Origin of the sequence: Streptomyces sp. NPDC005962 (assembly GCF_040629205.1) — a bacterium.
In the GTDB taxonomy this organism is placed as follows: domain Bacteria; phylum Actinomycetota; class Actinomycetes; order Streptomycetales; family Streptomycetaceae; genus Streptomyces.
Window position 1 is genome coordinate 47,394 of sequence record NZ_JBEXVE010000041.1, and the last position, 25,659, is coordinate 73,052.

20 protein-coding genes, 1 other RNA gene and 2 pseudogenes are annotated in these 25,659 nt (G+C 71.5%); 13 read left to right on the top strand and 10 right to left on the bottom strand.

Annotated elements, in window-relative coordinates:
- The first annotated feature begins 341 nt into the window (after positions 1 to 341).
- The 4 genes from ABZ370_RS40070 (at position 342) to ABZ370_RS40085 (ending at position 5,945) form a co-directional block, all read left to right on the top strand.
- Positions 342 to 2,063, top strand: a complete 1,722-nt coding sequence (locus ABZ370_RS40070) for a serine/threonine-protein kinase (protein WP_358632170.1) — start codon at positions 342 to 344, stop codon at positions 2,061 to 2,063.
- A gap of 195 nt (positions 2,064 to 2,258) precedes the next feature.
- Positions 2,259 to 3,764: a serine/threonine-protein kinase gene (locus ABZ370_RS40075; protein ID WP_358632173.1), complete on the top strand. Its 1,506-nt coding sequence runs from the start codon at positions 2,259 to 2,261 to the stop codon at positions 3,762 to 3,764.
- 67 nt (positions 3,765 to 3,831) lie between these two features.
- Positions 3,832 to 4,944 carry a peptide chain release factor 2 gene (gene prfB, locus ABZ370_RS40080; protein ID WP_358632176.1) on the top strand — a complete coding sequence of 371 codons (1,113 nt, stop codon included), beginning with the start codon at positions 3,832 to 3,834 and terminating at the stop codon, positions 4,942 to 4,944.
- A 311-nt stretch (positions 4,945 to 5,255) separates the two neighbouring features.
- On the top strand, positions 5,256 to 5,945 hold the full coding sequence (locus tag ABZ370_RS40085; protein WP_358632178.1) for a PT domain-containing protein: 690 nt from the start codon (positions 5,256 to 5,258) through the stop codon (positions 5,943 to 5,945).
- A 151-nt stretch (positions 5,946 to 6,096) separates the two neighbouring features.
- On the opposite strand, the gene ABZ370_RS40090 is transcribed toward ABZ370_RS40085, so the two are convergent.
- A complete protein-coding gene (locus ABZ370_RS40090) occupies positions 6,097 to 6,297 on the bottom strand; it encodes a hypothetical protein (protein WP_055555454.1) in 201 nt (66 codons plus the stop codon).
- A 328-nt stretch (positions 6,298 to 6,625) separates the two neighbouring features.
- Between ABZ370_RS40090 and ftsE the strand changes: the two genes are divergently transcribed.
- The 5 genes from ftsE (at position 6,626) to ssrA (ending at position 10,504) form a co-directional block, all read left to right on the top strand.
- The gene (gene ftsE / locus ABZ370_RS40095) at positions 6,626 to 7,315 is read left to right on the top strand and encodes a cell division ATP-binding protein FtsE (protein ID WP_201857601.1); all 690 of its coding nucleotides are present in this window, start codon (positions 6,626 to 6,628) and stop codon (positions 7,313 to 7,315) included.
- Positions 7,316 to 7,324: 9 nt separating this feature from the next.
- Complete coding sequence (ftsX, locus tag ABZ370_RS40100) at positions 7,325 to 8,236, top strand: permease-like cell division protein FtsX (protein WP_358632183.1); 912 nt, start codon at positions 7,325 to 7,327, stop codon at positions 8,234 to 8,236.
- Positions 8,237 to 8,304: 68 nt separating this feature from the next.
- Positions 8,305 to 9,519: a S41 family peptidase gene (locus ABZ370_RS40105; RefSeq protein WP_358632186.1), complete on the top strand. Its 1,215-nt coding sequence runs from the start codon at positions 8,305 to 8,307 to the stop codon at positions 9,517 to 9,519.
- 17 nt (positions 9,520 to 9,536) lie between these two features.
- Positions 9,537 to 10,022 (top strand): SsrA-binding protein SmpB, encoded by a 486-nt coding sequence (gene smpB, locus ABZ370_RS40110; protein WP_358632189.1) that lies wholly within the window; start codon positions 9,537 to 9,539, stop codon positions 10,020 to 10,022.
- Between the two features lie 112 nt (positions 10,023 to 10,134).
- Positions 10,135 to 10,504: a transfer-messenger RNA gene (gene ssrA, locus ABZ370_RS40115) on the top strand.
- A gap of 65 nt (positions 10,505 to 10,569) precedes the next feature.
- Here the strand turns inward: ssrA and ABZ370_RS40120 are convergent.
- The 5 genes and pseudogenes from ABZ370_RS40120 to tgmA form a co-directional block, all read right to left on the bottom strand.
- On the bottom strand, positions 10,570 to 11,433 hold the full coding sequence (locus ABZ370_RS40120; protein WP_358632249.1) for a hypothetical protein: 864 nt from the start codon (positions 11,431 to 11,433) through the stop codon (positions 10,570 to 10,572).
- A gap of 460 nt (positions 11,434 to 11,893) precedes the next feature.
- Positions 11,894 to 13,510, bottom strand: a pseudogene (locus tag ABZ370_RS40125) (WD40 repeat domain-containing protein); the annotation flags it as partial.
- Between the two features lie 61 nt (positions 13,511 to 13,571).
- Positions 13,572 to 15,059: pseudogene (locus tag ABZ370_RS40130) on the bottom strand (hypothetical protein); the annotation flags it as partial.
- Positions 15,056 to 15,853, bottom strand: coding sequence for a hypothetical protein (locus tag ABZ370_RS40135; protein ID WP_358632192.1), 798 nt, complete (start codon positions 15,851 to 15,853; stop codon positions 15,056 to 15,058). The pseudogene ABZ370_RS40130 and the gene ABZ370_RS40135, both read right to left, overlap by 4 nt.
- An 8-nt stretch (positions 15,854 to 15,861) precedes the next feature.
- Positions 15,862 to 16,548, bottom strand: coding sequence for a putative ATP-grasp-modified RiPP (gene tgmA / locus ABZ370_RS40140; protein WP_358632195.1), 687 nt, complete (start codon positions 16,546 to 16,548; stop codon positions 15,862 to 15,864).
- Positions 16,549 to 16,757: 209 nt separating this feature from the next.
- Between tgmA and ABZ370_RS40145 the strand changes: the two genes are divergently transcribed.
- Both ABZ370_RS40145 and ABZ370_RS40150 read left to right on the top strand, forming a co-directional pair.
- Positions 16,758 to 18,050, top strand: coding sequence for a helix-turn-helix transcriptional regulator (locus tag ABZ370_RS40145; RefSeq protein WP_358632198.1), 1,293 nt, complete (start codon positions 16,758 to 16,760; stop codon positions 18,048 to 18,050).
- Positions 18,051 to 18,094: 44 nt separating this feature from the next.
- Positions 18,095 to 18,610, top strand: a complete 516-nt coding sequence (locus ABZ370_RS40150; RefSeq protein WP_358632201.1) for a GNAT family N-acetyltransferase — start codon at positions 18,095 to 18,097, stop codon at positions 18,608 to 18,610.
- A gap of 16 nt (positions 18,611 to 18,626) precedes the next feature.
- Here ABZ370_RS40150 and ABZ370_RS40155 read toward each other — a convergent pair whose 3' ends face one another.
- On the bottom strand, positions 18,627 to 19,553 hold the full coding sequence (locus tag ABZ370_RS40155) for a zinc-binding dehydrogenase (RefSeq protein ID WP_358632204.1): 927 nt from the start codon (positions 19,551 to 19,553) through the stop codon (positions 18,627 to 18,629).
- A 103-nt stretch (positions 19,554 to 19,656) separates the two neighbouring features.
- Between ABZ370_RS40155 and ABZ370_RS40160 the strand changes: the two genes are divergently transcribed.
- Positions 19,657 to 20,334, top strand: coding sequence for a helix-turn-helix domain-containing protein (locus tag ABZ370_RS40160; RefSeq protein WP_358632207.1), 678 nt, complete (start codon positions 19,657 to 19,659; stop codon positions 20,332 to 20,334).
- Between the two features lie 162 nt (positions 20,335 to 20,496).
- Here ABZ370_RS40160 and ABZ370_RS40165 read toward each other — a convergent pair whose 3' ends face one another.
- Positions 20,497 to 20,898, bottom strand: a complete 402-nt coding sequence (locus ABZ370_RS40165; protein ID WP_358632210.1) for a DUF3592 domain-containing protein — start codon at positions 20,896 to 20,898, stop codon at positions 20,497 to 20,499.
- Positions 20,899 to 20,996: 98 nt separating this feature from the next.
- Between ABZ370_RS40165 and dacB the strand changes: the two genes are divergently transcribed.
- Positions 20,997 to 22,565 (top strand): D-alanyl-D-alanine carboxypeptidase/D-alanyl-D-alanine-endopeptidase, encoded by a 1,569-nt coding sequence (gene dacB, locus ABZ370_RS40170; RefSeq protein ID WP_358632212.1) that lies wholly within the window; start codon positions 20,997 to 20,999, stop codon positions 22,563 to 22,565.
- Here the strand turns inward: dacB and yicI are convergent.
- The gene (gene yicI, locus ABZ370_RS40175) at positions 22,546 to 24,843 is read right to left on the bottom strand and encodes an alpha-xylosidase (protein ID WP_358632215.1); all 2,298 of its coding nucleotides are present in this window, start codon (positions 24,841 to 24,843) and stop codon (positions 22,546 to 22,548) included. The two genes, dacB and yicI, sit on opposite strands and share 20 nt — an antisense overlap.
- Before the next feature lie 16 nt (positions 24,844 to 24,859).
- A complete protein-coding gene (locus tag ABZ370_RS40180; protein WP_358632244.1) occupies positions 24,860 to 25,624 on the bottom strand; it encodes a carbohydrate ABC transporter permease in 765 nt (254 codons plus the stop codon).
- Positions 25,625 to 25,659: the final 35 nt, after the last annotated feature.

Genomic DNA, 25,659 nt, shown 5'->3' on the forward strand with positions numbered 1-25,659 from the left:
GCCCGGCACCACATGATCTTGATTGGTCGGCTACTCGGCCGAAACTGGCTGATTGCGACCGGATTCGCTGGGTCAGGAGGACCGGATCGGCTGTGTTAAGAGGCCGCGAGTGGGCAACCGACTCCCCGGATCACGCGTCTTTCCCCGGGACCCCGGCGGCCCGTGACGGGGCCCCGGCGGGGTCCCGGCGGGGCCTCGACGCCCTACTCGGACGGTGATCAGCGGTGATCGGCACGGCACCTTGTCCGTCCCCATTACAGTGGGCGGACGAGCACGGCAGGCAGTACAAGCGATGCAGCAAGCGATGCAAGTGATATGACCACGACCAGGGAGCGCATGACGTGCGGCCGGTAGGCAGCAAGTACCTGCTCGAGGAGCCGCTCGGACGCGGAGCCACGGGCACCGTCTGGCGGGCCAGCCAGCGGGAGACGGCGGGCGCCGAGGCGGCCGTGGCCGGACAGCCCGGCGAGACGGTCGCGATCAAGGTCCTCAAGGAGGAGCTGGCGAACGACGCGGATATCGTCATGCGCTTTCTCCGCGAGCGTTCCGTACTGCTCCGCCTCACCCACCCCAACATCGTCCGCACCCGCGATCTCGTCGTCGAAGGCGATCTGCTCGCCCTCGTCATGGACCTGATCAACGGTCCGGATCTCCACAACTACCTGCGCGCCAACGGCCCCTTCAGCCCCGTCGCCGGGTCCCTCCTCATGGCGCAGGTCGCCGACGCGCTCGCCGCCAGCCACGCCGACGGCGTCGTGCACCGCGACCTCAAGCCCGCCAACGTGCTCCTCGCGGGCACCGGCGAGGGCGAGGAAATGCATCCGATGCTGACCGACTTCGGCATCGCGCGGCTCGCCGACTCGCCCGGCCTGACCCGCACTCAGGAGTTCGTCGGCACCCCCGCCTACGTGGCGCCGGAGTCCGCCGAGGGCCGTCCGCAGACGTCCGCGGTGGACATCTACGGCGCGGGCATCATGCTGTACGAGCTGGTCACCGGCCGTCCGCCGTTCGCGGGCAACACGGCGCTGGAGGTGCTGCACCGCCACCTCAGCGAGGAGCCGCGCCGCCCCACGACCGTGCCCGAGCCGCTGTGGACGGTCATAGAGCGCTGTCTGCGCAAGAACCCGGACGAGCGTCCGAGCGCCGAGAGCCTGGCCCGGGGCCTGCGCGTGGTCGCCGCCGGTATCGGCGTGCACTCCTCGGGTGCGCAGGCGGAGGCCGCCCTCGGCGTCGCCGCGCTGCTCGCGCCGGACCCGGCGCCGGCCCCGGTCCCGGACACCGCCCCCACGGGCGCGGGCGACGCGACCCAGGTGCTGCCGACGAACGCGCCGGGCAATGCGTACGACCCGGCCGCGGCCACCAACGTGCTCCCCACCACGGGCCCCAACGCCGACCCCACCCAGGCGATGCCGACGAACGGCCCGAACGGCCCCGGGGCGGACCCCACCCGGGCCATGCCTCCCGTGCCGCCCGGCGGCGTCCCCGGCCAGGACGATCAGCACCCCTGGCAGAACCAGATGCGCGCGGCCCGTGACCGCAACGAGCAGACGCAGGTCCAGCCCCTCGACCCGGGCGACGACCCGCTGCGCCGCCGCCCGCACCGCCCCGGCCCGCAGCAGCCGCCGCAGGGGTACCAGCAGCAACAGCAGCAGTATCAGCAACAGCAGTACCAACAGCCGTACCAGCAGCAGCAACAGCAGTACCAGCAGCAACAGCAGCCCCGGCAGCCGCAGCCGTCGTCGCGCCGTCAGCAGCGCCGCCAGCAACAGCAGCCGCCGCAGCAGCCCCAGCAGTACGCCCCGCCGCAGCAGCCCCAGCAGCCGGAGCCGCGCCGCGAGCCCCGGCAGCGCGGGTCCAACCCCAACCGGATGAAGATTCCCGGGCTCGGGTGCCTCAAGGGCTGCCTGTTCGTGATCCTGATCCTGGTCGTGGGCTCCTGGCTGATCTGGGAGCTGACCCCGCTCAAGGACTGGGTCGCCGAGGGCAAGGGCTACTGGGACGCGGTCTCGTCCTGGGTCACCGAGGTCAAGGACTGGATCTCCGCGCTCGGCGGCCCGAGCTAACGCCGGAAGCACGCCGGAAGCACGCCGGAACCCCCTCAACACCCCGACCGATGCGCCGAGTCAGATGATTTGTCGACATCCAAGGGGTGTTTTCCGCTCAGAAGTGACAGTTGGCGCTGTCTGATGCCCCCAACGCGTCAGTAGCCGCGTAGCTTTGTCGCCAACGTGCCCCCTGTCGGAGGATTCGGAGCAGTCTTGTCACGGAAGATCGGCAGCCGGTACACCGCGCACCAGGTCCTGGGACGCGGCAGCGCCGGCACGGTGTGGCTGGGCGAGGGTCCCGAGGGCCCGGTCGCCATCAAGCTCCTGCGCGAGGATCTCGCCTCCGACCAGGAGCTCGTGGGCCGTTTCGTACAGGAGCGCACCGCGCTGCTCAGCCTCGACCACCCCCGGGTGGTCGGTGTGCGCGATCTCGTGGTGGACGGCAACGACCTGGCGCTCGTCATGAACCTGATCCGCGGTACGGATCTGCGCACCCGGCTCGACCGCGAGCGGCGGCTGTCCCCGGAGGCCGCGGTCGCGATCGCCGCGGACGTCGCCGACGGGCTGGCCGCGGCGCACGCCGCCGGGATCGTGCACCGGGACGTCAAACCGGAGAACGTCCTGCTGGACATGGAGGGCCCGCTCGGCCCCGGCCGCTCCCACCCCGCCCTGCTCACCGACTTCGGCATCGCGCGCCTGGTCGACGAACCGGGCCGGGCCCGCGGCGGCCGGCCCGCCCGCGGCCAGCACACGTCCCAGGGCCGTTCGCCCAACCCGCGCAGCGTCATCGGCACCCCCGACTACCTCGCGCCGGAGATCATCGAGGGGCTGCCGCCGCGGGCCAGCGTGGATGTGTACGCGCTGGCCACGGTGTTGTACGAGCTGCTGGCCGGCTTCACCCCGTTCGGCGGCGGCCACCCCGGCGCGATCCTGCGCCGCCATGTGACGGAGACCGTCGCCCCGCTGCCCGGCATCCCCGACGAGCTGTGGCAGCTGCTGCTCCAGTGCCTCGCCAAGGCGCCCGCGTCCCGGCTGCGCGCCTCCGAGCTGGCCGCGCGGCTGCGCGAGATCCTGCCCAGCCTGGTCGGGTACCCGCCGCTGGACATCGACGAGCCGGACGAGGACGAGGAGCAGGAGCGGCGGGAGGGCGAGGGCACGCGCGTGGAGGGCGGCCACCAGCCCGCCCCCACCGCACCGGGCCAGGGCCAGGGATACGAGCAGGGGTACGGCCAGGGGCGCGCCGACGGCGGGCAGCAGCGGCGGCGGCGCGGCGCTGTCCCGCTGGTCCCGGGTGCGGTGCCGGACAGCAGCCGCGAGACCCACACCAGCATGCGCGTACCCAGCCCGGACGAGCTGGCGGGGGGCGCGCACGGCACCGCCCGCGCCCCCCGCGTACACGGTGAGCGCCGGGCGGGCTCGGCGCGCCATCCGGCGGTCTCGGGGGCGCTGCGCCGCCGGAGGCTCAAGGTCGCCGCGGTCACGGTGGCGGCGCTGATCACCGTGGGCGTCGGCGGATGGCTGGTCGCGGGCGGCGATGACGGCGACGATGCCCCCAAGGGCGGTGAGCACTCGTCCTCGCAAGACTCCGGACAAGGCTCCGGACAGCGGTCGGGACAGGGGTCCGGGCAAGACTCCGGTCAGGGGTCCGGACAAGGCTCTGGTCAGGGGTCCGGACAAGGCTCTGGTCAGGGGTCCGGACAGGACTCCGGCGCCCGCTGAGGGCCCGCCGGTCCCGGCGAGGGACCGACGGGCCGGTGATCCTTCTATAGCGGTTAGGCTGGTGCACGTGGCAGTCGTCGATGTATCCGAAGAGCTGAAGTCCCTCTCCTCGACCATGGGGTCGATCGAGGTCGTCCTGGACCTCGACAAGATGCGGGCCGACATCGCCGTGCTCGAGGAGCAGGCGGCGGCCCCGTCCCTGTGGGACGACCCGGAGAACGCGCAGAAGATCACCAGCAAGCTCTCCTACCTCCAGGGCCACCTGCGCCGGGCCGAGGAGCTGCGCGGCCGCATCGACGACCTCGAGGTGCTGTTCGAGCTGGCCGCCGACGAGGACGACGAGGACACACGCGTCGAGGCCGAGGCCGAGCTGGGGGCCGTGCGCAAGGCTGTCGACGAGATGGAGGTGCGTACCCTCCTGTCCGGCGAGTACGACTCCCGTGAGGCGGTCGTCAACATCCGCGCCGAGGCGGGCGGCGTCGACGCCGCCGACTTCGCCGAGCAGCTGCAGCGGATGTATCTGCGCTGGGCCGAGCGGCACGGCTACAAGACGGAGATCTACGAGACCTCGTACGCGGAGGAGGCCGGCATCAAGTCGACCACCTTCGTCGTGCAGATCCCGTACGCGTACGGGACGCTCTCCGTCGAGCAGGGCACCCACCGTCTGGTGCGCATCTCGCCGTTCGACAACCAGGGCCGCCGTCAGACCTCCTTCGCGGGGGTCGAGGTGCTGCCGGTGGTCGAGCAGACCGACCACATCGAGATCGACGAGTCCGAGCTGCGGATCGACGTCTACCGCTCGTCGGGCCCCGGCGGGCAGGGCGTCAACACCACCGACTCCGCGGTGCGGTTGACCCACATCCCCACCGGCATCGTGGTCTCCTGTCAGAACGAGCGCTCGCAGATCCAGAACAAGGCGACCGCGATGAACGTCCTCCAGGCGAAGCTCCTTGACCGGCGCCGTCAGGAGGAGCAGGCCAAGATGAACGCGCTCAAGGGCGACGGCGGCAATTCCTGGGGCAACCAGATGCGTTCGTACGTCCTGCACCCGTACCAGATGGTCAAGGACCTGCGCACCGAGTTCGAGGTCGGCAACCCGCAGGCGGTGCTCGACGGCGAGCTGGACGGCTTCCTGGAGGCCGGAATCCGCTGGCGCAAGCAGCGCGAGCAGGAGAGCTAAGACCCCCTCCGGGCCGTCGGCCTGATCGCCAAGTGGTCTTTCAAGGACGTTTTTTGGTCACAGTCCTGTACCCATGCGTCACACAAGCACCTTCATAGCGGACATCTCGCACCCAAAGACGCTTGACGGTGCCATGAAAACTGGGAAGGCTGACGCGCGGCATGCGTATGACTGGGGCGCGTGTGAATGGGGACCGGCGGATCGCCTGAGCAGACAGTGCAGGCAGAGCCCGCGGAATTCTTTCCCTGACGGCCGTGGCCCCGTGCATAGCTGCTCCATCGACGAGTACAGCTACTGGGGGTAGCAGGCAGATGACGAAGAAGACGCGGCTGCGGGTCGCGCGCATAGCGGCCGCCGCGGTGATCGCCGCCGGTGCGTCGCTGACCGCCGCCGGCGCCGCATCGGCCGTGGGGATCGACGTGGGTATCGGTGGCGTCGACGCCTCGGTCAACGCGGACGAGAAGGGTCTGGACGTCGGTGTCGGCGTCGGCAAGCCCGACAACCCCACCGATGAGCCGACCGGCATTCCCACGGGTGAGCCGACGGACGAGCCCACCGACGAGCCGACGGATGAGCCCACCGGCCTGCCCACCGGGCTGCCGACGCTCCCGACCGGTGAGCCGACGGACGAGCCGACCGGCCAGCCGACGGACGAGCCCACCGGCGAGCCGACGGATCAGCCCACGGGCCAGCCGACGGACCAGCCCACGGACGAGCCCTCCGGCCAGCCCAGCACCTCGCCCAGCCAGGGCGGCGGCGCGGGCGGCGACGACTCGACCTGCACCGTGGACCTCGACTCCACCAACTGCGACGACAACACGGACACCGACAGCGTCGGTTCCAAGCCGGTCGAGCAGGGCAAGGCCAAGGAGGAGCTGGCCGAGACCGGTGCTTCCTCCGAGACCACGTTCCTGCTGATCGGTGCCGCGACGATGATCGCGGGTGGCATCGGCTTCCGCGTCGTGCCGCGTCTCGCGAACCGCAACAACAACGTGGCCTGATACATACGCCGCACGCACATCGAGGGGCCCGGAGCGCTGCAGAGCTCCGGGCCCCTCGGGCGTCGGTATCGATGGTGCCGCCGGTATCGACGATGCGTGGGTGTCGACGATGCGTCGGTGTCGATTGTATCGATCGTGCGGTAACGCTGCGTTACGCCGCCGCTGCCATCTCATGAGCGAGCACGGCCACCGCGATCAGTGCCACCAGGAGCGCTATCAGCGCGGCCGGGGTCAGCCCGGCGAAGGGGCCCTCCTGCTGCTGGAGGCGCTCCCTGCTGGCCCGGCAGACCGGGCAGCGGCCCTCACTGACCGGGCTCGCGCAGTTGGCGCAGACGAGCCTGTCGTACGTCATGCGCTTTCTCCTCCCGCGCGGCGGTGCCGCAGTAGATAAGAGGCCAACGCTCAGGGAAAAGGGTTGGTTCCCCTTCCACTGTGCCAGCTTCCGCCCGGTTCGGCGCGTCCCGCATGAATCCGTGCCGCATCCGTACCGGTTCTGTGGCCGTTTCGGACGGTCCGGACGGCCAGTTTGTCAACCGTTTGCCCCCAATAGTGCCGTGAATAAACGCACCAAGCCGGATGGGCGCTGCGCACGCGCGCGCGGTTCGCGTATGGTCACGCTCACCGACGGGAGCCGCTCCGGCGGCAGCCCGTACCGCTACCCAGGTCACCGTGGTGCATCAGTGATCCGATTCGACAACGTATCCAAGACTTACCCCAAGCAGACCCGTCCCGCACTCCGGGATGTCTCGCTGGAGATCGAGAAGGGCGAGTTCGTCTTCCTGGTGGGCTCCTCGGGATCGGGAAAGTCCACCTTTCTCCGGCTGCTGCTCCGCGAGGAGCGGGCGAGCCACGGCGCGGTCCATGTGCTGGGCAAGGATCTCGCGCGGCTGTCCAACTGGAAGGTGCCGCAGATGCGCCGCCAGCTGGGCACGGTGTTCCAGGACTTCCGGCTGCTCCCCAACAAGACGGTGGGTGAGAACGTCGCCTTCGCGCTCGAGGTGATCGGCAAGCCGCGCGGCGCGATCCGCAAGACGGTGCCCGAGGTGCTCGACCTGGTGGGGCTGGGCGGCAAGGACGAGCGGATGCCCGGTGAGCTGTCCGGTGGTGAGCAGCAGCGCGTGGCCATCGCGCGCGCGTTCGTGAACCGTCCGATGCTGCTGATCGCCGACGAGCCGACGGGCAACCTGGACCCGCAGACCTCCGTTGGGATCATGAAGCTGCTGGACCGGATCAACCGGACCGGCACCACGGTCGTCATGGCCACGCACGACCAGCAGATCGTGGACCAGATGCGCAAGCGCGTGATCGAACTTGAGAAGGGCCGTCTCGTCCGCGACCAGTCCCGCGGCGTCTACGGCTACCAGCACTGAAAGGACGCCATGCGCGCCCAGTTCGTCCTGTCGGAGATCGGCGTCGGTCTCCGCCGCAATCTCACGATGACCTTCGCGGTGATCGTCTCCGTTGCCCTCTCCCTCGCCCTGTTCGGCGGGTCCCTGCTGATGAGCCAGCAGGTGAGCACGATGAAGGGCTATTGGTACGACAAGGTCAACGTCTCGATCTTCCTCTGCAACAAGAACGACAAGGAGTCATCGGCCAACTGCGCGAAGGGCGCGGCCACCGAGGTCCAGAAGAAGGAGATCCGCTCCGAACTGAACCAGATGAACATCGTCGACTCGGTTCAGTTCGAGACCAGTGAGCAGGCGTACAAGCACTACAAGGAGCAGTTCGGCGATTCACCGCTCGCCGATTCGCTGACCCCGGACCAGATGCAGGAGTCCTACCGCATCAAGCTGAAGGACCCGACGCGGTACGACGTCATCTCCACCGCCTTCGCCGCCCGGCCCGGGGTGCAGGAGGTACAGGACCAAAAGGCCCTGGTCGACGATCTCTTCAATCTGCTCAACGGCATGAACTACGCGGCGCTCGGTGTGATGACGCTGATGCTGGTGGTCGCGTTGATGCTGATCGTGAACACGGTCCGGGTGTCGGCGTTCAGCCGCCGCCGGGAGACCGGGATCATGCGGCTCGTCGGCGCGTCCAGCTTCTATATCCAGATGCCGTTCATCATGGAGGCCGCCATCGCGGGGCTGATGGGCGCGGGCTTCGCCTGCGTACTCCTCGTCAGCGGCCAGTACTTCCTGGTCGACAACTGGCTCGCGGGCCAGATCGACGTGATCAACTTCATCGGCTGGGACGCGGTGCTGGCCAAGTTGCCGCTGGTGCTGGCCATCGGGCTGCTCATGCCCGCCCTCGCGGCGTTCTTCGCGCTCCGCAAGTACCTCAAGGTGTGACATTCGCCTGGGGCGCCGTACCTCACAACGCGGCGTACGGCGCCCGGGCTTGCCCTACACTCACCGGCATGTCGGGCCCGTGTTTGTTCGTCCATCCCCGCCGCATTCGCCACGGGGCCGCCCTGACATTGGTCTTCGTGAGCGTGCTCGCCACCGGCGCCGCCACCGGCTCATGGGGCGCGGATGGTCCCGCCCGGGCCGCCGACCGGGGCTCGCCGGCCACGCGGATACCGATCCGCCCGGTCGCCGCCGGCTCCGTCGAGAGCGACCAGGTCGAGGCGGCGGCAGCAGCGGCCGAGGAGGACGGTAAGTCCGGTTCGCAGGCCGCCCGTGACGTGGTGAGCCGCAGCGGCGACCGGTGGGGCGCGGTCTACAGCGCCCGTGAGTACGAAGGATTCCGCCAGCACCTCGACGGCGCCTACGTCGGCGTCGGGCTCTCCGCGCGGGTCGCGACCGGCGGCCGGATCGAAGTGGATCACGTCCAGTCCGGCAGCCCCGCCGACCGGGCCGGGCTGCGCTCCGGCGACCGGCTGCTGACCGTCGACGGTATGGAGGCCACCGGCCGCCCCGTCACCGAGGTCGTCGCCCGGCTGCGCGGACACGGCGACCGCTCGGCGGGCACCCCGGTGACGCTCGGCCTGGAGCGCGACGGCAACCGGTGGCGGCAGACCCTGCACCGGGCGCGGCTGGCCACCGAGCCGGTCACCGTCGACCGCGTCGGCGACCGGCGGCCGGGCGCCGTCCGCATCAAGGTCGACTCCTTCACCAAGGGCACCGGCGAGGAGGTGCGCCGCGCGGTGCGGCACGTACCCCGGGGCGACGGCATCCTCCTCGACCTGCGCGGCAACTCCGGCGGCCTGGTCACCGAGGCCGTCACCACCGCCTCCTCCTTCCTCGACGGCGGCCTCGTCGCCACGTACGACGTACGGGGCGAGCAGCGCGTCCTGGAAGCCCGGCCCGGCGGCGACACCCGCAGCCCGCTGGTGGTCCTCGTCGACGGCGGCACCATGAGCGCCGCCGAACTGCTCACCGGAGCCCTCCAGGACCGCGGCCGCGCCGTCGTCGTCGGCTCCCGCACCTTCGGCAAGGGCTCGGTGCAGATGCCCAGCAAGCTCGCCGACGGCTCGGTCGCCGAGCTGACCGTCGGCCACTACCGCACCCCGGCCGGCCGCAACGTCGACGGCGCGGGCATCGCACCCGACCTCACGGTCCACGGCGACGGCGGCCCGAGCGCCGAGGCGCGCGCCAGAACCGTATTGAGTGGCCTCGGGGGCGGGTCCTAGGCGAGAATGACCTCGCTATGGCTAAAGAGACGGGTCGCAAACTGATCGCGCAGAACAAGAAGGCGCGGCACGACTACCACATCCTGGACACCTACGAGTGCGGTCTGGTGCTGACCGGGACCGAGGTGAAGTCGCTGCGCCAGGGACGTGCCTCGCTCGCGGACGGCTTCGCACAGCTGGACAAGGGCGAGGCGTGGCTGCACAACGTCCACATCCCCGAGTACAGCCAGGGGACGTGGACCAATCACTCGGCGCGCCGCCGCCGCAAGCTGCTGCTGCACCGGGCGGAGATCGACAAGCTGATCCACAAGACCCAGGAGAGCGGCCACACCATCGTGCCGCTGTCCCTGTACTTCAGGGACGGCCGCGCCAAGGTCGAGGTCGCGCTCGCCAAGGGCAAGAAGGACTACGACAAGCGGCAGACCCTCCGCGAGAAGCAGGACCGCCGCGAGACCGACCGGGTGATCTCGGCGGCCCGCCGCCGCGAGCGCGGCCGAGTCTGACCTCGGACGCCGCCCGGCGGGAATGATGTGGCCCCGTCGTGCGTTGTTCACCTATGATGGACGCCGTGCCCCTCCGAGGGCGCGGTAGCACCACCTATTGAAAAATCAACATGGGGATGATCGGTTTCGACAGCGGCTGTCGAAGCAGGGGAAGCGAGTCGAGGAAGCGGCAATGATCTCGTTAACCATATGTCGCAAACAATAATCGCCAATACCAAGCGCGATTCCTTCGCCCTCGCTGCCTAAGTAGCGACTTGCGAAGTGTCAGCCCGGGGCTGTTCCCGACCCGGATCCTGGCATCGACTAGGGAACTAAACCACTAGACCCGGTCACGGGGTCCAGTGGGAAATCAAACAGTGACTGAGCCCGTCGGAGACTTGTCCGCGTGATCTCCGGGGCCGAGAAAATCGCAGCGGACTGCACTCGGAGAAGCCCTGATTCCGCACCGTTGGACGCGGGTTCGATTCCCGCCATCTCCACTCATCCCATGTACGACGAAGGCCCCGCCACCCGGCGGGGCCTTCGTCGTGTCCGGGCCCGGTGCCCGTCAGCCGCAGGGGTCCCGGTAGTCGAGGTCCGGGAAGAGCCGGTGCCAGCGGTCGTCCGGGGTCGCCGCGCGGCGGACCGCGCAGAGCGTCCTGGCCAGCCGGGGGAAGTCGACGCTCACCAGGACCGTCCCCGCTCCCAGCGCGGCCAGCGGGGAGGACGGGGACATGACCATGGCGTCCCCCTGCTCGGTGAAGTCCTTGACCACGCCGGAACCGGAGGTGTGGGCCAGGAGCTCCGCGTCACCGGGAGGCGAATCGCCGGCCGCCAGCCGCCAGAGCCCCAGCCCTCCGTACCTCTCCCACGCGACCAGCAGGGTGCCGTCGGAGGCGAGTTGGTTCATGGCGCCGAGCGGGCCCGGCAGGGGGACCGTGGTCCCCAGACGGTCCAGGGACCACAGGGCGGGCCGTCCTGACGAGGAGATGCCCGCCAGCAGACGGCCGGAAATGAGGTGGAGCCCCAGGGCTTCCCCGTCGACCGTGCCGAGCCTGCGTGACGTGCCCCGTGCGGAGACGGACCACACATGGGCCCGTTCCGCCCCGCCCGCCCTGGTGTCGGTGACCAGCACCCGCCGCCCGTCGTTCGAGCTGATCCCCATGGGCACGTCCTTGTACTTGGCGCCGACGCGGGACGCGCGCCGTGGGTGCCGGGGATCGGCGAGGTCCCACAACTGGGCCGTGTAGGACAGCACGGCGAAGACCCGGGCACCGCCGGAGAAGGCCAGGTCGAACCCCGTTTTGGGGACAGGCAGGCTGCTCAGCCGCTTCGGCCGCGCCGCACTGTGGATGTCCCAGATGGTCGCGGTGCGTGTAGACGGGTCGGCCACGGCCAGCAGATCGTCCCGGGAGGCTGCGGCAAAGGTCATGGAGTCTTCCGTACGCGCCGCGGGGCGGAACTCGTACCCGGGGCGCAGCCGGCCGCCCCGGAAGTCCCAGAGTTTCAGCCGTTTCCAGTCCGCGGTCTGGGCGATCAGCGTGTGTCCCCCCGGCAGGAAGCGTGCCTTGTTCCAGGACCGGGGGAGTACGGCGGCCTCGGTGGGAGGCTTGCCCGGTTCGCCGAGCCGCCAGATGTGCGTACGGTCGCCGACCGAGGTGGCGATGAACCGCCCTCGCGGGTCGGAGTGGGAGCCGCTGACCGAACCGGCCTCGTCGGTGGTGCTGGGAGACGAGGCCGTCGGAGCCGCCGACGGCGATGCCGCGTCCGTCCGGCCGGTAGGCGAGGGACAGGTCCTTCTCGGCGGCCTTGCCCGTGCGGGGCAGCGTGGCAGACGGCAGCAGCGGCTCGTAGGTGGTCGTCTCGTCACGCACGGTGAAAAGGTGTGGTGTGCCGTCCCATGACGAAGCCGCCGCGAATTGACCGTCCGGGCTGAAGGCGATCGACGACAGGACCTTTCCGGTGACCGGTTCCGTACCGGGGTATCGGTGGGGGCGCCTCGGGTCGGTCACCTTCCAGACGGCCACCTCACCCGACGCCCCGCTGCCCGCCAGCCGCCGTCCGTCCGGGGTGAAGGCAAGGGACAGCACGCGGGCGTCCCGTATGACCGTGCCCGGCTTCGGGCGGTGTGCCTCCGGGGTGTTCCACAGCTGTACGGTGCCGTCGCCCACCGCCGCGGCCATGACCTTGCCGCCGGGCTGGAAGGCGACGGCCTCCACGGGCTTGCCGCGACGCGAGCCCGCCACCACGGTGCGGACCGGATGCCGGGGGTCGCGCAGGTCCCAGAACCACACCCGGCCGTGCTCCGCGCCGACCGCGAGAGTGCGGCCGTCCGGGCTGAGGGCCGCCGCGAAGACGCGGCCGTCCCGCACCGGCACCCGGGCGAGGCGCCGGGCATGCCGGGCGTCGCGGACGTCCCAGACGTACAGTGCCTCCCTGGTGCTCGCGGTGAGGAGGCGGCCGTCCGGATGCCACGCGAGGGCCGGAGGCCCGCCCACTTTCAGCACGGAACCCGGCGCCGGGCGGTACGGGTTGGCCGTGTGCCACAGGCGGACCGTGCGGTCGGTCGAGGAACTGGCCAGCACCTTTCCGTCCGCCCGGTACGCGAGGTTGATCACCTCGCCGGTGTGTCCCCGCAACGGCACCGGCGGGGTGAGGGAGAGCGCCGACTGCAGCAAGGCGGACCGAGCCTCGACCGTGGGCGAGCGGCGGTAGGCGGTCAGGCTCAGGTCGAGCGCCGTCACCGGGTCCTGGCCCCGCAGCGCGCCGGCCTGGGCGGCGACGCGCTTGGAGGCCAGTTCGTCCGCCTTCTTTCGGGACTCGCCCCGTTCGATGTACGCAAATGTGCCGATCGCGACGAGCAGCAGCGCGACGCAGGCGGCCACGCCGCGCCACATCCTGCGCAGGCGGCGGCCGCGCCGTGCGGACTCGGCCCCGGCCGCCAGGAACTCCCGCTCGATGGCGGTGAGCGCGATTCCGGGGGTGTTCCCGGCCCGCTCCGGATCCCCGGCCCGCTCCGGATCAAGGCGCGCGCGGACCTGCTCCAGACGTGAACCGGTGTAGAGGTAGTGGGGGTTGCGCTTGCGCTCCTTCCAGATCGCGGCGGACTCCGTGAGCCGCTGATGCTCCAGCAGATCGGCGCGGGCGTCGAGGATCCACGAGCGCAGCGTGGGCCAGGCGTGCAGCAGCGCGTCGTGGGAGAACCGTGCGCCGTCGTGGTCGACGGTGACCAGCCGGGTGCGGACCAGATGGTCCCAGACCGTCCGTACGTCCTCGGCGCTCCCGTCCTTCAGCAGGTCCGCCGGGTCGATCTCGCGGCGCACCACCTCGCCGGCCGGGGTGAGGTGCACCATGTTCAGCAGCAGACGGCGCAGGACGTGACGCTCGGGTTCCCGCAGCGCCTGGTACAGCGCGTCGGTCGAGGTGGTCACGGACTGCCAGATCCCGCCCGTGCGCTGGTAGCCGGCCAGGGTCAGCACCGCGCCGCTGCGCTCCCGCCACGTCTCCACAAGGGCGTGGGCGAGGAACGGGGCCGCCGCGGTCTGCGCCGTTCCCGCCGCCCCGCCGCAGGTCCGACAGCAGCCGGTCGACGAGACCGTCCTCCAGGGTGAGGCCCGCCCGCGCGGCCGGGCGCTCGATCGCTGCGCGGAGGGCGCCCGGGCCCATCGGCGCCACGGTGAACTGTCCGTGGTCCAGGGCGTCGACGAGCTCCGGGTGGGCCAGACAGTCGCCGTAGTGATCGGCGCGCAGTGCCAGGACCACCGTGGGCCGGTCGCCCGGGCCGTCCCGTCGGCCGCACAGCAACTGGATGAAGCGGCTCCGCCGCTCGGGATCCTCGCAACGGGTGAAGACCTCCTCGAACTGGTCGACCGCGAGCAGCCGGCAGGCCCGGCGACCGGGCTCCGGCCCGGGGAACCGCCCCTCCTCGAAGGCGTCCCGTACCTCCTCCCGCCGCCGTCCCGTGGTCCGCGCCCAGCGTTCGGCAAGGGCCTCCAGCGGGTCGGCGCCCGGGGCCGGCAGCAGCAGCGCGGGCCAAGGGACCGCGTCCCCTCCGGAACCGTGCCGGGCCTCCAGATCCGCCAGCATCCCCGCGCCCAGCAGTGACGACTTGCCCGAGCCCGACGCGCCCACCAGCACGAGCGGGTGCTCGCGTGCCGGATCGCAGACGGCCGTCACGAGTCGCTCGGTCAGCTTTTCGCGCCCGAAGAACCACTCCTGATCGGCCGCCCCGAACGACCGCATGCCCGGGTACGGGCACGGCACATCGGCCGGTGGTTCGCCGGGCGGCACCGCGTCGGCGCGGTAGGCGGAGTTGCGGGCCACCACGAGCCCGCCGAGCCTGCCCTCGCTCTGCCCGTGCGGACGTACCAGCCCGTCCCGGAACGCCCGGTCCAGCGCTCCGTGCAGGTAGTCGACCGTCAGCCAGGGCGGGCCGCCCGGGTCGCCGTCCTCCAGCAGCCGCAGCAGCCGCCCGCCGAACAGCGTGTGCCGGTCGCCCTCGGGAGCGAAGGAGAGCGCGAACTGCGAGGCGGAGGTGAGCAGGAAGCTGCCGTCCGGGCGTGCGGAGGCGTACGGGGAGCGTTCGCCTCCGTCCGGGGCTGTGGCACGGCCGGAGAAGCAGCAGTCGAGCACGACCACGCTGCCGCCCAGGGCGCCGCTGAGCAGATCCTTGACGGTCCGGTAGGCGACGGAGCCGGAAATCCGGTCGTCGGCCAGGCTGGCGTGCGTGGCGAGGTAGAGCTCGTCCCCCGGGCCGAGGATGCCGTGGCCCACGTACGTGAAGAGAACCGGCCCGGTGGCGTCGGCGACGGCGTCCTCTACGGCGGCCACGACTTCCGCCTGTGCGGCGCCCGCCGGAACCCGGTGGATGTGGGTCATGTCGCAGACGTCGCGCAGCACCCGCTCCAGATCGTCGAGTGTGGTCCCGACGCTCGGCAGGGCCGGCAGCAGGGAACCCGGTACATGGTCACCGGTGCCGACCAGCACCGCGCGGGCCCCCGGCGTGGCCAGACCGGTCGGGGACGGGGGCGTGCCGGGCAGGGGTCGGGCGTCGGTCATGACGCCGGTGGCACACCGTCGGACGGCTCCCCGCCTCCGGCCTCCGGGGGGCGCGCGTCCGGTTCGAGGGCGGCCGCGAGCCGCTCCGCCAGCTCACTCGCCTGTTGTGCGTCGAGCGGTCCGACCTCCGTGGAGCTCACGGAGATCTCCGTACCGTCGGGGCGCGTGATGGTGACGGTCTGGTCCCCACGGCGGGTCTGCAGCCAGGTCACCACGGCTCCGGCCAGTACCGTGGCGACGCCGCCGGGCTCCAGAAGTGCGACGATCACGTCCGTCCCCGCGCCCATGGTGCCCGTTGGCGGGCCCGAGCCGGTGGCTCTGCGCACCCTGCCACGCAGTCCCGGCTGACCGGCCAGCCAGCGTCGTAGATCGTCGGGTCCGGCACCGGCGGTGTCCGCGCCCGGAGACAGGTTCCGCTCGTCGGCCCGGACCGTCAAACCGATACGCATGGGCTCCCCCGATGGCCTGGTTCGCGTAGGTTGCCCCGGGAGGGTAGCGGCAACCGTGGCTGAAGAGAGAGGCGTTTTCACGCCAGGACAATCGGTTGCGTACGGCTGTGGCGAGCTGGGTGGTTTGTGGTCGGCGGTCCTCGACGGGGTACGGAGCTGCCCGGCCACCGGGGTGGAGGCCGGGGAGCCGTCGAACCGGGCCGAGACGGTCAGCTCTCCGGCCGGGAGGTCTTCGGGGTTGAAGCGGGCCACGGGGACACCGCGCTCGTTGAGATGGGTGATCACCATGTCGGCGGTGATGTCGAGCGGTTCCGTGACCACCAGGACGGGGCTCGTGTCGGTCATCACGGCTGTCAGTCCTGCTGCGAGTCCTGGTCGGAGCCCGCGTCGTTGCGCGAGTCCAGGTTCGTCACGGTCGACGTTGATGTGGCGGAGCTGGTGCCGTGCCTGCCCATCTCGACCACCAGACCGTCACGGTCGCGGAACACGCCGGTCTGGGTGTCCGGGTCGAGAGTGATGGAGGTGAACGGCATCTGCGCCGCCGTGGGGTACGGGCCGAGTCGTCGCAGGCCCCAGGGGCGGAGTGGCGGGATGGCGCACTCCGCCCAGACGCCCTTGCCCCACGGCTTGCGGTCGATCCCCCACCGGGTGGAGACGGCGTCCACCACCGCCATGCCGCGCCCGGACTCGGCCGTTTCGCTCGCCTGGACGACGCGCGGAACGGCGCGGGACCGGTCGAAGGTCGAGATCCGTACCAGGTGATCGCCGGGGCGTTCGACCTTGAGGCGGAAGCGGCCGCGCTGTGCGGGGTCGGGGTTGTAGCGGGTGGCGTGCCGGATCGCGTTGGTGGCCAGCTCGGAGGCGATCAGGCGGGCGTCGTCCACCAGGTCTTCCAGCCCCCAGGCGCGCAGGGTCGCGGTGACGGACAGGCGCGCGAGGGCTACGGACTCCTCGGTGCACGGGAGCGACTGGGCGTAGGCCGGATGGCCTGTGCCGGTGGGGGTGAGCGGTGAGGGCTTGCTGATCATCGTTGTCGCCATCTCGGTCGGCCTTCTGGTGGATGGGGAAACGCCCGACTTGCCGCCGGGCGTGGCATCACCATCGCGGTACACCGCCTCGTGCGGAAGTGTGAGGCGAGTGGGCCGCACACCGTGTGCCGAACCCGCACAGGGCGTGCTTCCGCACGCCCTCCCCGCTCGCCCCTGGTACCGCTAGCGTCATGTGTCCTGTTGTTCCGCAGGAGGTACCTATGGGCGCTGGTGCAGCGAGAGTTGACATCGGGTCGATCCTTCGCGGCGCCCGCTGCGCCGCTCGCCTCACCCAGGCGCAAGTCGGACAGGCGTGTGGTTACTCCGCGTCGGCCGTCTCCCGGATCGAGTCCGGCCGCATGCGGCTCGACTACTCCGCGCTGGCGCGGTTCGCGGCGGTCTTGAACCTCCCACTCGACCGGCTGACCGCGACTCCCGTGCCGGACGGGTCCGCGGTCGATACGGTGGAGCGGCCATCGGACGAGGAGGATGCGGTGCGTCGTAGAGAACTGCTCACCGGTGTGTTGGCGGCTGGGACAACGGTCGTTGCCGGGGTCGCTCCGGCCGGTGCCGCGTCCGGTTCGTTCGATCCGGCGGCCGGTCTTGAGGACGCGCTCTTCCGGATTCCCTCCGTTGCCCCGGTTCCGGTGGGCCGCCTCGTTCAGCGGGTGGCGGCCGCGCGGGCGGACTTCTGTGCCGCGCGCTATAGCTCTCTCGGGCGCGCGCTCCCGGGTCTGCTCGCCGTGGCTTCGGCGACGCGGGACGTGTCGAGCGGGCGGGCGCGGGAGCAGGCGGGTGTGGGGCTTGCGCGGGTCTACGTGCTGGCTGCCGAGCTGGCGCTCAAACAGCACAACGACGCGGCCTGGGTGGCCGCCGACCGTGCGCTGACCACGGCCCGGGCCAGTGGCCATCCGGTGCCGATCGGTGAGGCCTCCCGGGTGCTCGCGATCACCATGCGGCGGTCGGGGCGCTCCCCGGCCGCCGTGCGGCTGCTCGGCCAGGAGGCGGCCGATCTGGATGTCGGCCGGTCCGCGACCGGGGCTGTGCGTACGACGCTGATGCTGACGGCCGCGTACACGGCAGCCACCGGCAGGGACCGTGCCACGGCGCTGGGCCTGCTGGACGAGGCGCAGGAGGAGGCGGAGCGGCGCCAGGCGGTGCCGGGGCTGTTCACCGTCGACGTCAGCCGGACGCAGGTGGACGTGTACCGGATCGGCGTGCTCAACGCGCTCGGCACGCCCGACGAGGGTGTGAAGGTCGCCGCACGGCTGGACATCGACCGCATGCCTACGGCGGAGCGCCGCGCCCGCGCCTGGACGGATACGGCCCGCATGTGGCATGCCCTCGGCGATCAGCCACAGACCTTCGCGGCGCTCCGCAGAGTGGAGCGGGAGGCGCCGCAGGAAGTGCGGCGGCCCGCGCTGCGGGCCCTGACGGCGGACCTGCTGTACCAGCCCGCCCGGGTGCCGGGCGTACGGGAATTCGCGGCCCGCACCGGGGCCCTGCCCGGTTGACGGTCCGGTCTACGGCTTGGGGAGCAGCGGTGGAGAGAGGCAGCGTGAGTCTCGTCCGGATCGGGGACGTGGAGGCCGTGTGGGATGACCTGATGGGCGTCTATACGGAGTGCTGGGCGCACAAGCTCCACCTGCCGCACTACGACCCGGAGGCGTTCGGGGAGCGGTTGCACCGGCATGCCGCCGAGCCGGGTTGGGAGGCCGTGGTGGCGTACGGCTCGGGCGAGCCCGTCGGCTACATCTATGCCAACCGGCTCGCCGGAGCGGATGACCGCTGGTGGCGCCGTACCTCCCCGGAGCCCGAGCCGGTCATCTCGGCGGCTTCCACGGTCGCGGTGAAGGAGATGATGGTTCGTCGGCGGTGGCGCGGGCAGGGGGTCGCCCGCAGGCTGCATGACGCCCTCCTGGCCGGGCGGGCCGAGACGCAGGCGTCCTTGATGGTGAACCCGCTCAACCAGGACGGGAAGGTGCGGGCCCTCTACGTGTCGTGGGGATACCGGGCGGTGGGTACCGCGCAGTCCTCGCCGGAGGCGCCGGTCCTGACGGTCATGGTGCGGTGACGTCGGGCGTCGGCGGTCAGCTGATGTCGAGGACGGCCTTGCCGTGGAGGCGGCGTTCCAGGAGGGTCGCGACGGCTTCACCGGCGCGGTCCCAGCCGCCGCGCCAGGAGATCTGCGGGTCCAGGTCGCCCGAGGTGACGCGTTCCGCGAGCCAGGTCAGGTCCGGGCCGACGTCGGGGCGCTCCAGCAGGTAGAAGGTGACGATCGAGCGGTCGTGGCGGCCCGCGTTTCCGTAGAGGGCGCCGAAGGGGAAGGTCTCGGGCTGGCCCGTCACATGGCCGACGGAGACCAGGGTGCCGTGGGCGGCGAGGGTGTCGTACGCCGCTACAAGCTGGGGGCCGCCGACTAGGTCCACCACGCCGTGCACCGGGCCGTCGGCCTCTTCCGGGGACGCGATCACCTCGTGGGCGCCGAGGGCGCGCAGGGCGTCGCCGTGCGCCGCCGGGTCGCCGGTGGTGGCGATGACGTACGCGCCGCCGAGGCGGGCGAGTTGGACGGCGTACCGGCCGACGCCGCCGGTGGCGCCCGTGACCAGGATGCGGCGGCCGAGGGTGTCGCCGATCCGGCGCAGGGCACGCAGCGCGCTGGCGCCCGCGACCGGGAGGGTGCTGAGAGCGGCGGGGTCGGCGCCTGTGGGCGGGATGCCGATCAGGCCGGTGTGCACGGCCCGCAGCTCGGCCCATCCGCCTGCCTCGCCGATCGTGACGACGGGCGTTCCGGCGGCGGGTCCCGAGCCGTCGGCGGCGGCGCGTTCGATCACCCCGGCGGCGTCCCAGCCGAGCACCGTGCCATCAGGGGCCTCGGTCCGGTGGGCGGTCTCGCCGTAGTTGAGGGACGTGGCGGTCACCCGGACCAGCGCCTCGTGCGGGGCGGGCTCGGGGTCGGCGGTCTCGCCGAGACGGAGACCGGAGGGGGCGGAGCTGTCGACGAGCAGGGCGCGCATGGGGCGTTGACCTTTCCGGCGGGGGCGAGGACTCAGTTATGCCACTGAGTGGCGTAAGCGCGCAAGTGGCATTCGCTTTCGCGTCCGCGTTACACTAGGCGTCGTGACTGCCGCCCCCGCCCCGTCCCTGCGCGAACGCAAGAAGCGGCGCACCCGTCAGGCGCTGATCGACACCGCGCTGGAGCTGTTCACCGAGCGCGGCTTCGGCGGTGTCACGCTGGATGAGCTGTGCGAGGAGGTGGAGGTCTCCAAGCGCACCTTCTTCCGGAACTTCACCAGCAAGGAAGACGTCGCGATGGCCCCCGAACAGGACCTCTGGCGGGCCTTCCTGGAGGAGCTGGAGTCCGTGGGCCCGGGCCCACGGACGCTGGTGGAGCTGGGGCGGGACGCGCTGCTGGCCGCGCTGGACCGGATGGCCGACGAGGGCTGGGCCCGCCGGGTCCTGCTCAGCCGCCGACTGGCCGAGCGGACGCCCTCGATGGCCGCGCACGGCCTGCAGTTCTGCGAGGCCACGACGCAGGAGGCGCTGGAGATCCTGCGCCGCAGGTTCGGTCTGGGGGGCGGGGGCGACGTACGGCCCCGGCTGGCCGTGGACATGCTGATCGCCGCGCACCGCTGCGCCGTCGCGGGCTGGGTGGCGCGGGTGCCGGATGGCGCGGACGAGGCGGTCGTCACCGCGCCCCCGGCGGCGCGGGAGCTGGCCGCCCGCCTCCGCGAGGCCGTCGCCGCCCTCCCCGGCAGCCTCGCGCTCAGCGCTGTGCCCGGTGCGGAGAGCGGCTGACGTCAGGGTCGCGCGCCGCTCGCGGCTGACGGTCGTGGAGTTCACGCCGTCGGGGTGACCTTGCGCCCGCGCCACTTGGCGGGCTGCCCGCCGCGCCCCCGCCCGTACGCGACCGTCCGTACGCCCCCGTCCGCACCGCGATCGTCCGTACGCGATCGTCCGTCAGTCGAAGGCGATCGCCAGGCCGAAGCCGAGGAAGAGCGTGCCGCACAGCGCCATGCCCATCATCGGGACGAGTATGTGGCGCCGCATCCATACCCGGGCCCGCTGCGACTCGCCCGGCAGGTACATCACGTTCACCCGGCGTCCCATCGCCAGCCCCAGCCCGAACCCCGAGGCCGCGGGGGTGAACCGCACATCGTGGCCCCGGTGGTCGTGGAAGCTGATGACCGGCGTCTGGATCGGGTTCCGGTCCCGGCTCCGGCGGCCGATGACCTTGGCGACCACGACCCCCTCGGTACGCACCCCCTCGCGGCGCAGCCGCCACACCAGCCGGGCGTCGCGCAGAGCGAATACGTAGACGAACAGGCCGATCGCGATGCACAGCAGATCGGCTCCGGGCATGCCGCTGGAATGGATACGTAACCTCTCGTCGTGGAACTTCGGTTGCCACCTTCGGGCGCTCTGTCGCGAAGCGGTGGGTTACGGAATCCTCCCGTGGCATGAGCAGACCTGCAAACCGCCGTGCGCGCGCCTGGGCCTGGCCCCTCGTCATCGGGCTGATCGCCACCCTCACCTGGAGTTCACCGGCCGGGGCGGATGCCTCGCGGGGTGGCGGGCTCGGCACAGCACTCGACAGCGTTCTTGACGACCCCCTGCTGAAGGGCGGCGCCGCCGGGGTGGTGGTGGCCGACGCCGACTCCGGCGACATGCTGTACCGGCACCGGGCCGACGACCGGCTGATGCCCGCCTCCAACACCAAGCTGTTCACCTCGGCCGCCGCCATGGGGTTACTCGGGCCCGACCACACGTTCCGGACCGATGTCCTGGGCGACGGCACCCGCCACGGCCGCACCCTGCGCGGGGATCTGTATCTGCGGGGCACCGGCGATCCGACGATGCTCGCCGCGGACTACGACCGGCTGGCCAAGGACATCGCCGACGCGGGGATCACCCGGGTCACCGGGCGGCTGGTCGCCGACGACACCCGGTTCGACGCGCAGCGCGCGGGCCGCTCCTGGGCGGCCGACGACGAGTCCTCGTACTACGCGGCGCAGATCTCCCCGCTCACCCTCGCCCCCGACACCGACTACGACGCGGGCAGCGTCATCGTCGAGGTCGCGCCGGGCGCGGCGCAGGGGGAGCGGCCGAAGGTCACGGTCACGCCCGGGACCGGGTACGTACGGATCGACAACCGGGCGACCACCGGAAGCGGCGGCGCTCTCACCGTCGAACGCGGACACGGCACCAACACCATCACCGTCAGCGGCGCCATCGCGCCCGGTGCACAGACCGCCAAGGAGTGGGTCAGCGTCTGGGAGCCCACCGGGTACGCCACCGCCGTGTTCGCCGACGCGCTGAAGCGGCACGGGGTGCGGGTCGCGGGGGCCACGAGGCTCGGCCGGGCCACCCCGCAGGACGCGCGCCCGCTCGCCGCGCACCGCTCGATGCCGCTCAAGAAGCTGCTGATCCCGTTCATGAAGCTGTCGAACAACATCCACGCCGAAGTCCTCACCAAGGCCATCGGCTACGAGACTGCCGGGCGCGGCACCTGGAGCGCGGGGCTGGCCGCCATCGCCGACTACCTCAAGAAGCAGGGCGTGGACACCGGCGCGGCGCGCCAGGTCGACGGGTCGGGGCTGTCCCGGATGGACAACATCGCGGCCGGGCAGCTCACCGAGCTGCTGCTGACGGTCCGCCAACAGCCCTGGTACGCGGACTGGTACGCCTCGCTCCCGGTGGCCTGCGCCCCGGACCGCTTCACCGGCGGCACGCTGCGCTCGCGCATGTGCGGCACCCCGGCCGAGGGCAACGCGCGCGGCAAGACCGGCTCCCTGACCGGCGCCTCCGGGCTCTCCGGGTATGTCACCGACGCGGACGGCCGGGAGCTGGTTTACAGCGTCGTCCTCAACAACTTCCTCGCCCCCTCCGTGAAGAGCCTGGAGGACGCGATCGTCGTGACGCTGGCGAAATCCGGCGCGGACGGGACCGAGCCGGTGCGCCCCCGGACCGTACGAGGCGCACAGGAAACGGAACTTGAGTGCGCCTGGCTCAAGCCCCGTCGCTGCTGAGCCGCAGGGCGAGGGCGGTCGTCCCCGCCTCCGCGTCGGCGGACGGCCCGCCCACCACCTCCACCCGCCAGGGCGCCGAGGCCCCGCGCCCGGCCCGGTCGGCCTCGGCGCGCAGCGTGTCCCCGTCCCGTACGACGGTGAACGCGACGGCCGTCGAGCCGTCCGGGGCCGGGACCCGCACGGTGACCCCGGTGCCGGGCAGGGCGGACGGTTCGTACACCCGCAGTGTGACGCCGTCCGCCCAGTCGGCGTCCGGCCGGTCGTACGCCGCGCCGAACGGGATCACCGCGCCCGGCCGGGCCAGCAGCGGCGCGCTCAGGAAGCCGTGCCGCTCGTGCACCCAGCGCGGGCCGCGTACGGTCCGGCCGCTGAGCACATGCGTCCACACCCCCTCCGGTACGTAGTACGCGACCTCGCCCTCGTCGTCGAAGACCGGCGCGACCAGCAGATCCCCGCCGAGCATGTACTGCCGTTCCAGACCCGCGCACCCCGGGTCGCCGGGGAATTCGAGGACCATGGCGCGCATCACCGGCACGCCCTCGCCGTGCGCCTGCCGCGCCGCCTCGTACAGGTACGGCATCAGCCGCAGCTTCAGCCGGGTGAAGAAGCGCAGCACCGCGACCGACTCCTCGTCGAAGTGCCACGGCACGCGGTACGAGGACGATCCGTGCAGCCTGCTGTGCGAGGACAGCAGCCCGAAGGCGATCCACCGCTTGAAGAGCGCGGGGTCGGGGGTGCCCTCGAAGCCGCCGATGTCATGGCTCCAGAAGCCGAAGCCGGACAGCCCGAGGGAGAGCCCGCCGCGCAGCGATTCGGCCATCGCCTCGTACGTGGACTCGCAGTCGCCGCCCCAGTGCACCGGGAACTGCTGGCCGCCCGCGGTCGCGGAGCGCGCGAAGACGACGGCCTCGCGCTCGCCCCGCCGCTCGCGCAGCGCCTCGAAGACGGTGCGGTTGTAGAGGTGGGTGTAGTAGTTGTGCATCCGCTCGGGGTCGGAGCCGTCCGCGTAGACCACGTCCAGCGGCACCCGCTCGCCGAAGTCGGTCTTGAAGCAGTCCACGCCCATGTCGAGCAGCGCGGTCAGCTTCTCCGCGTACCAGGCCCGCGCGGCGGGGCTGGTGAAGTCGACCAGGGCCATGCCGGGCTGCCACAGGTCCCACTGCCACACCGAGCCGTCCGGGCGCTTGAGGAGATGACCGGCCGCCTTGCCCTCGGCGAAGAGCGGGGAGCGCTGCGCGATGTACGGGTTGATCCAGACGCAGACGCGCAGCCCCCGTTCGCGCAGCCGCCGCAGCATGCCCGCCGGGTCGGGGAAGACGCGCGGGTCCCAGGTGAAGTCGCACCAGTGGTGCTCGCGCATCCAGAAGCAGTCGAAGTGGAAGACGGACAGCGGCAGTTCCCGCTCCGCCATGCCGTCGACGAAGCCGGTGACCGTCTCCTCGTCGTAGGAGGTGGTGAAGGAGGTGGACAGCCACAGCCCGAAGGACCAGGCGGGCGGCAGCGCGGGGCGGCCGGTGAGGGCGGTGTAGGTACGCAGGATGTCCTTCGGGGTGGGCCCGTGGATGACGTAGTACGTCAGCTCCTGGCACTCGGCGCTGAACTGGACGCGGGAGACCGCCTCCGAACCGACCTCGAAGGAGACCTCGCCGGGGTGGTCGACGAAGACGCCGTAGCCCGCGTCGGTGAGGTAGAACGGGATGTTCTTGTAGGCCTGTTCGGTGGCGGTGCCGCCGTCGGCGTTCCAGATGTCGACGGTCTGGCCGTTCTTCACCAGCGGGCCGAAGCGCTCGCCGAGGCCGTACGCGGAGGTGCCGACGCGTAAGACGAGCCGCTCGCGCAGATAGTGGCGGCCGTCGGCGGTCTCCATGATGCCCGCGTCCTTCGGCCCGCTGGCGGTGAGCGGGCGCCCGTCCGCCTCGAAGGCGACGCGCCAGGGGCCGGTGCGGGCGACGCGTACGGTGAGCGCGCCGGAGGCGAGCCGGGCCTCGTCCTCGTCGCAGGACACCTCCCCGTACGAGCCGTCGGCCAGCTCGAACGACGGGCCCCGGTCCGCACCGCCCGCGAAGTGGGTCAGCCGGACCCCGATCACGCCGGGCAGCGGCGCGGTGCAGGTCAGGGTGAGCACCGGGCCCTTGAGGAGATCGCCGCGGCGGTGCACCGGATGGGTGGGGGCGTGCACGGTGAGCCGGCCCGGGCCGGTCTCCACGTCGAGGACCCCGGCGGGGTGGGCGGCTTGGACGCCCTCGCGCAGCAGCCAGTAGCCGTCGCTGAACTTCACGTACGGGCCCTCCTCGTCACTTGACCGCGCCCGCGGCGATGCCGCGGGTCAGGGTCCGCTGGAAGATCAGGAAGAAGACGACCGCGGGGAGCACGCCGAGCAGCGCGGCCGCGTTCGTCATGGTGGCGTCCATCAGCCGCTGGCCCTGGAGGACGCCGAGCGCGACGGACACCGTCTGGTTGTCGTTGGAGATCAGCATCACCAGCGGCAGCAGGAACTCGTTCCAGGTCCAGATGAAGAAGAACACCAGCAGCACCCCGATGGTCGGGCGGCTGACCGGCACCACCACCCGCCACAGCACCTGCCACTTGTTCGCGCCGTCGATCCGCGCCGCCTCGATGATCTCCCTGGGGAAGGCGCCGAGGACGGAGGAGAGCAGATACGTGCCGAACGCGGCCTGGATCACGATGAAGACGATGATCACGCTCAGCCGGGTGTCGTACAGCCCCACCTGCTTCGACAGGTAGTAGACGGGGTAGACCAGCGCCTCCTGCGGCAGCATGTTCGCCAGCACGAAGAAGGCCAGCACCCAGGGGCGGCCCTTCACCCGGCCGATGCCGATCGCGTACGCGTTGAGTACGGACAGCACCGCGGCGCCGACCGCCACCGAGCCCGAGATCAGCACGGAGTTGATCAGCTTCTGCCCGAAGTCGACGCGTTCCCAGAAGTCTTCGATCCCGTCCAGATAGAGCCCCTCGGGCAGGCTCAGCGGCCCGTTCGAGGAGTACTCGGCGGGCGACTTGACCGCGTTGACGGCGACCACCAGGAACGGCAGCACCATGAGGACGGCCGCCACGATCAGCGCGGCCAGCACCG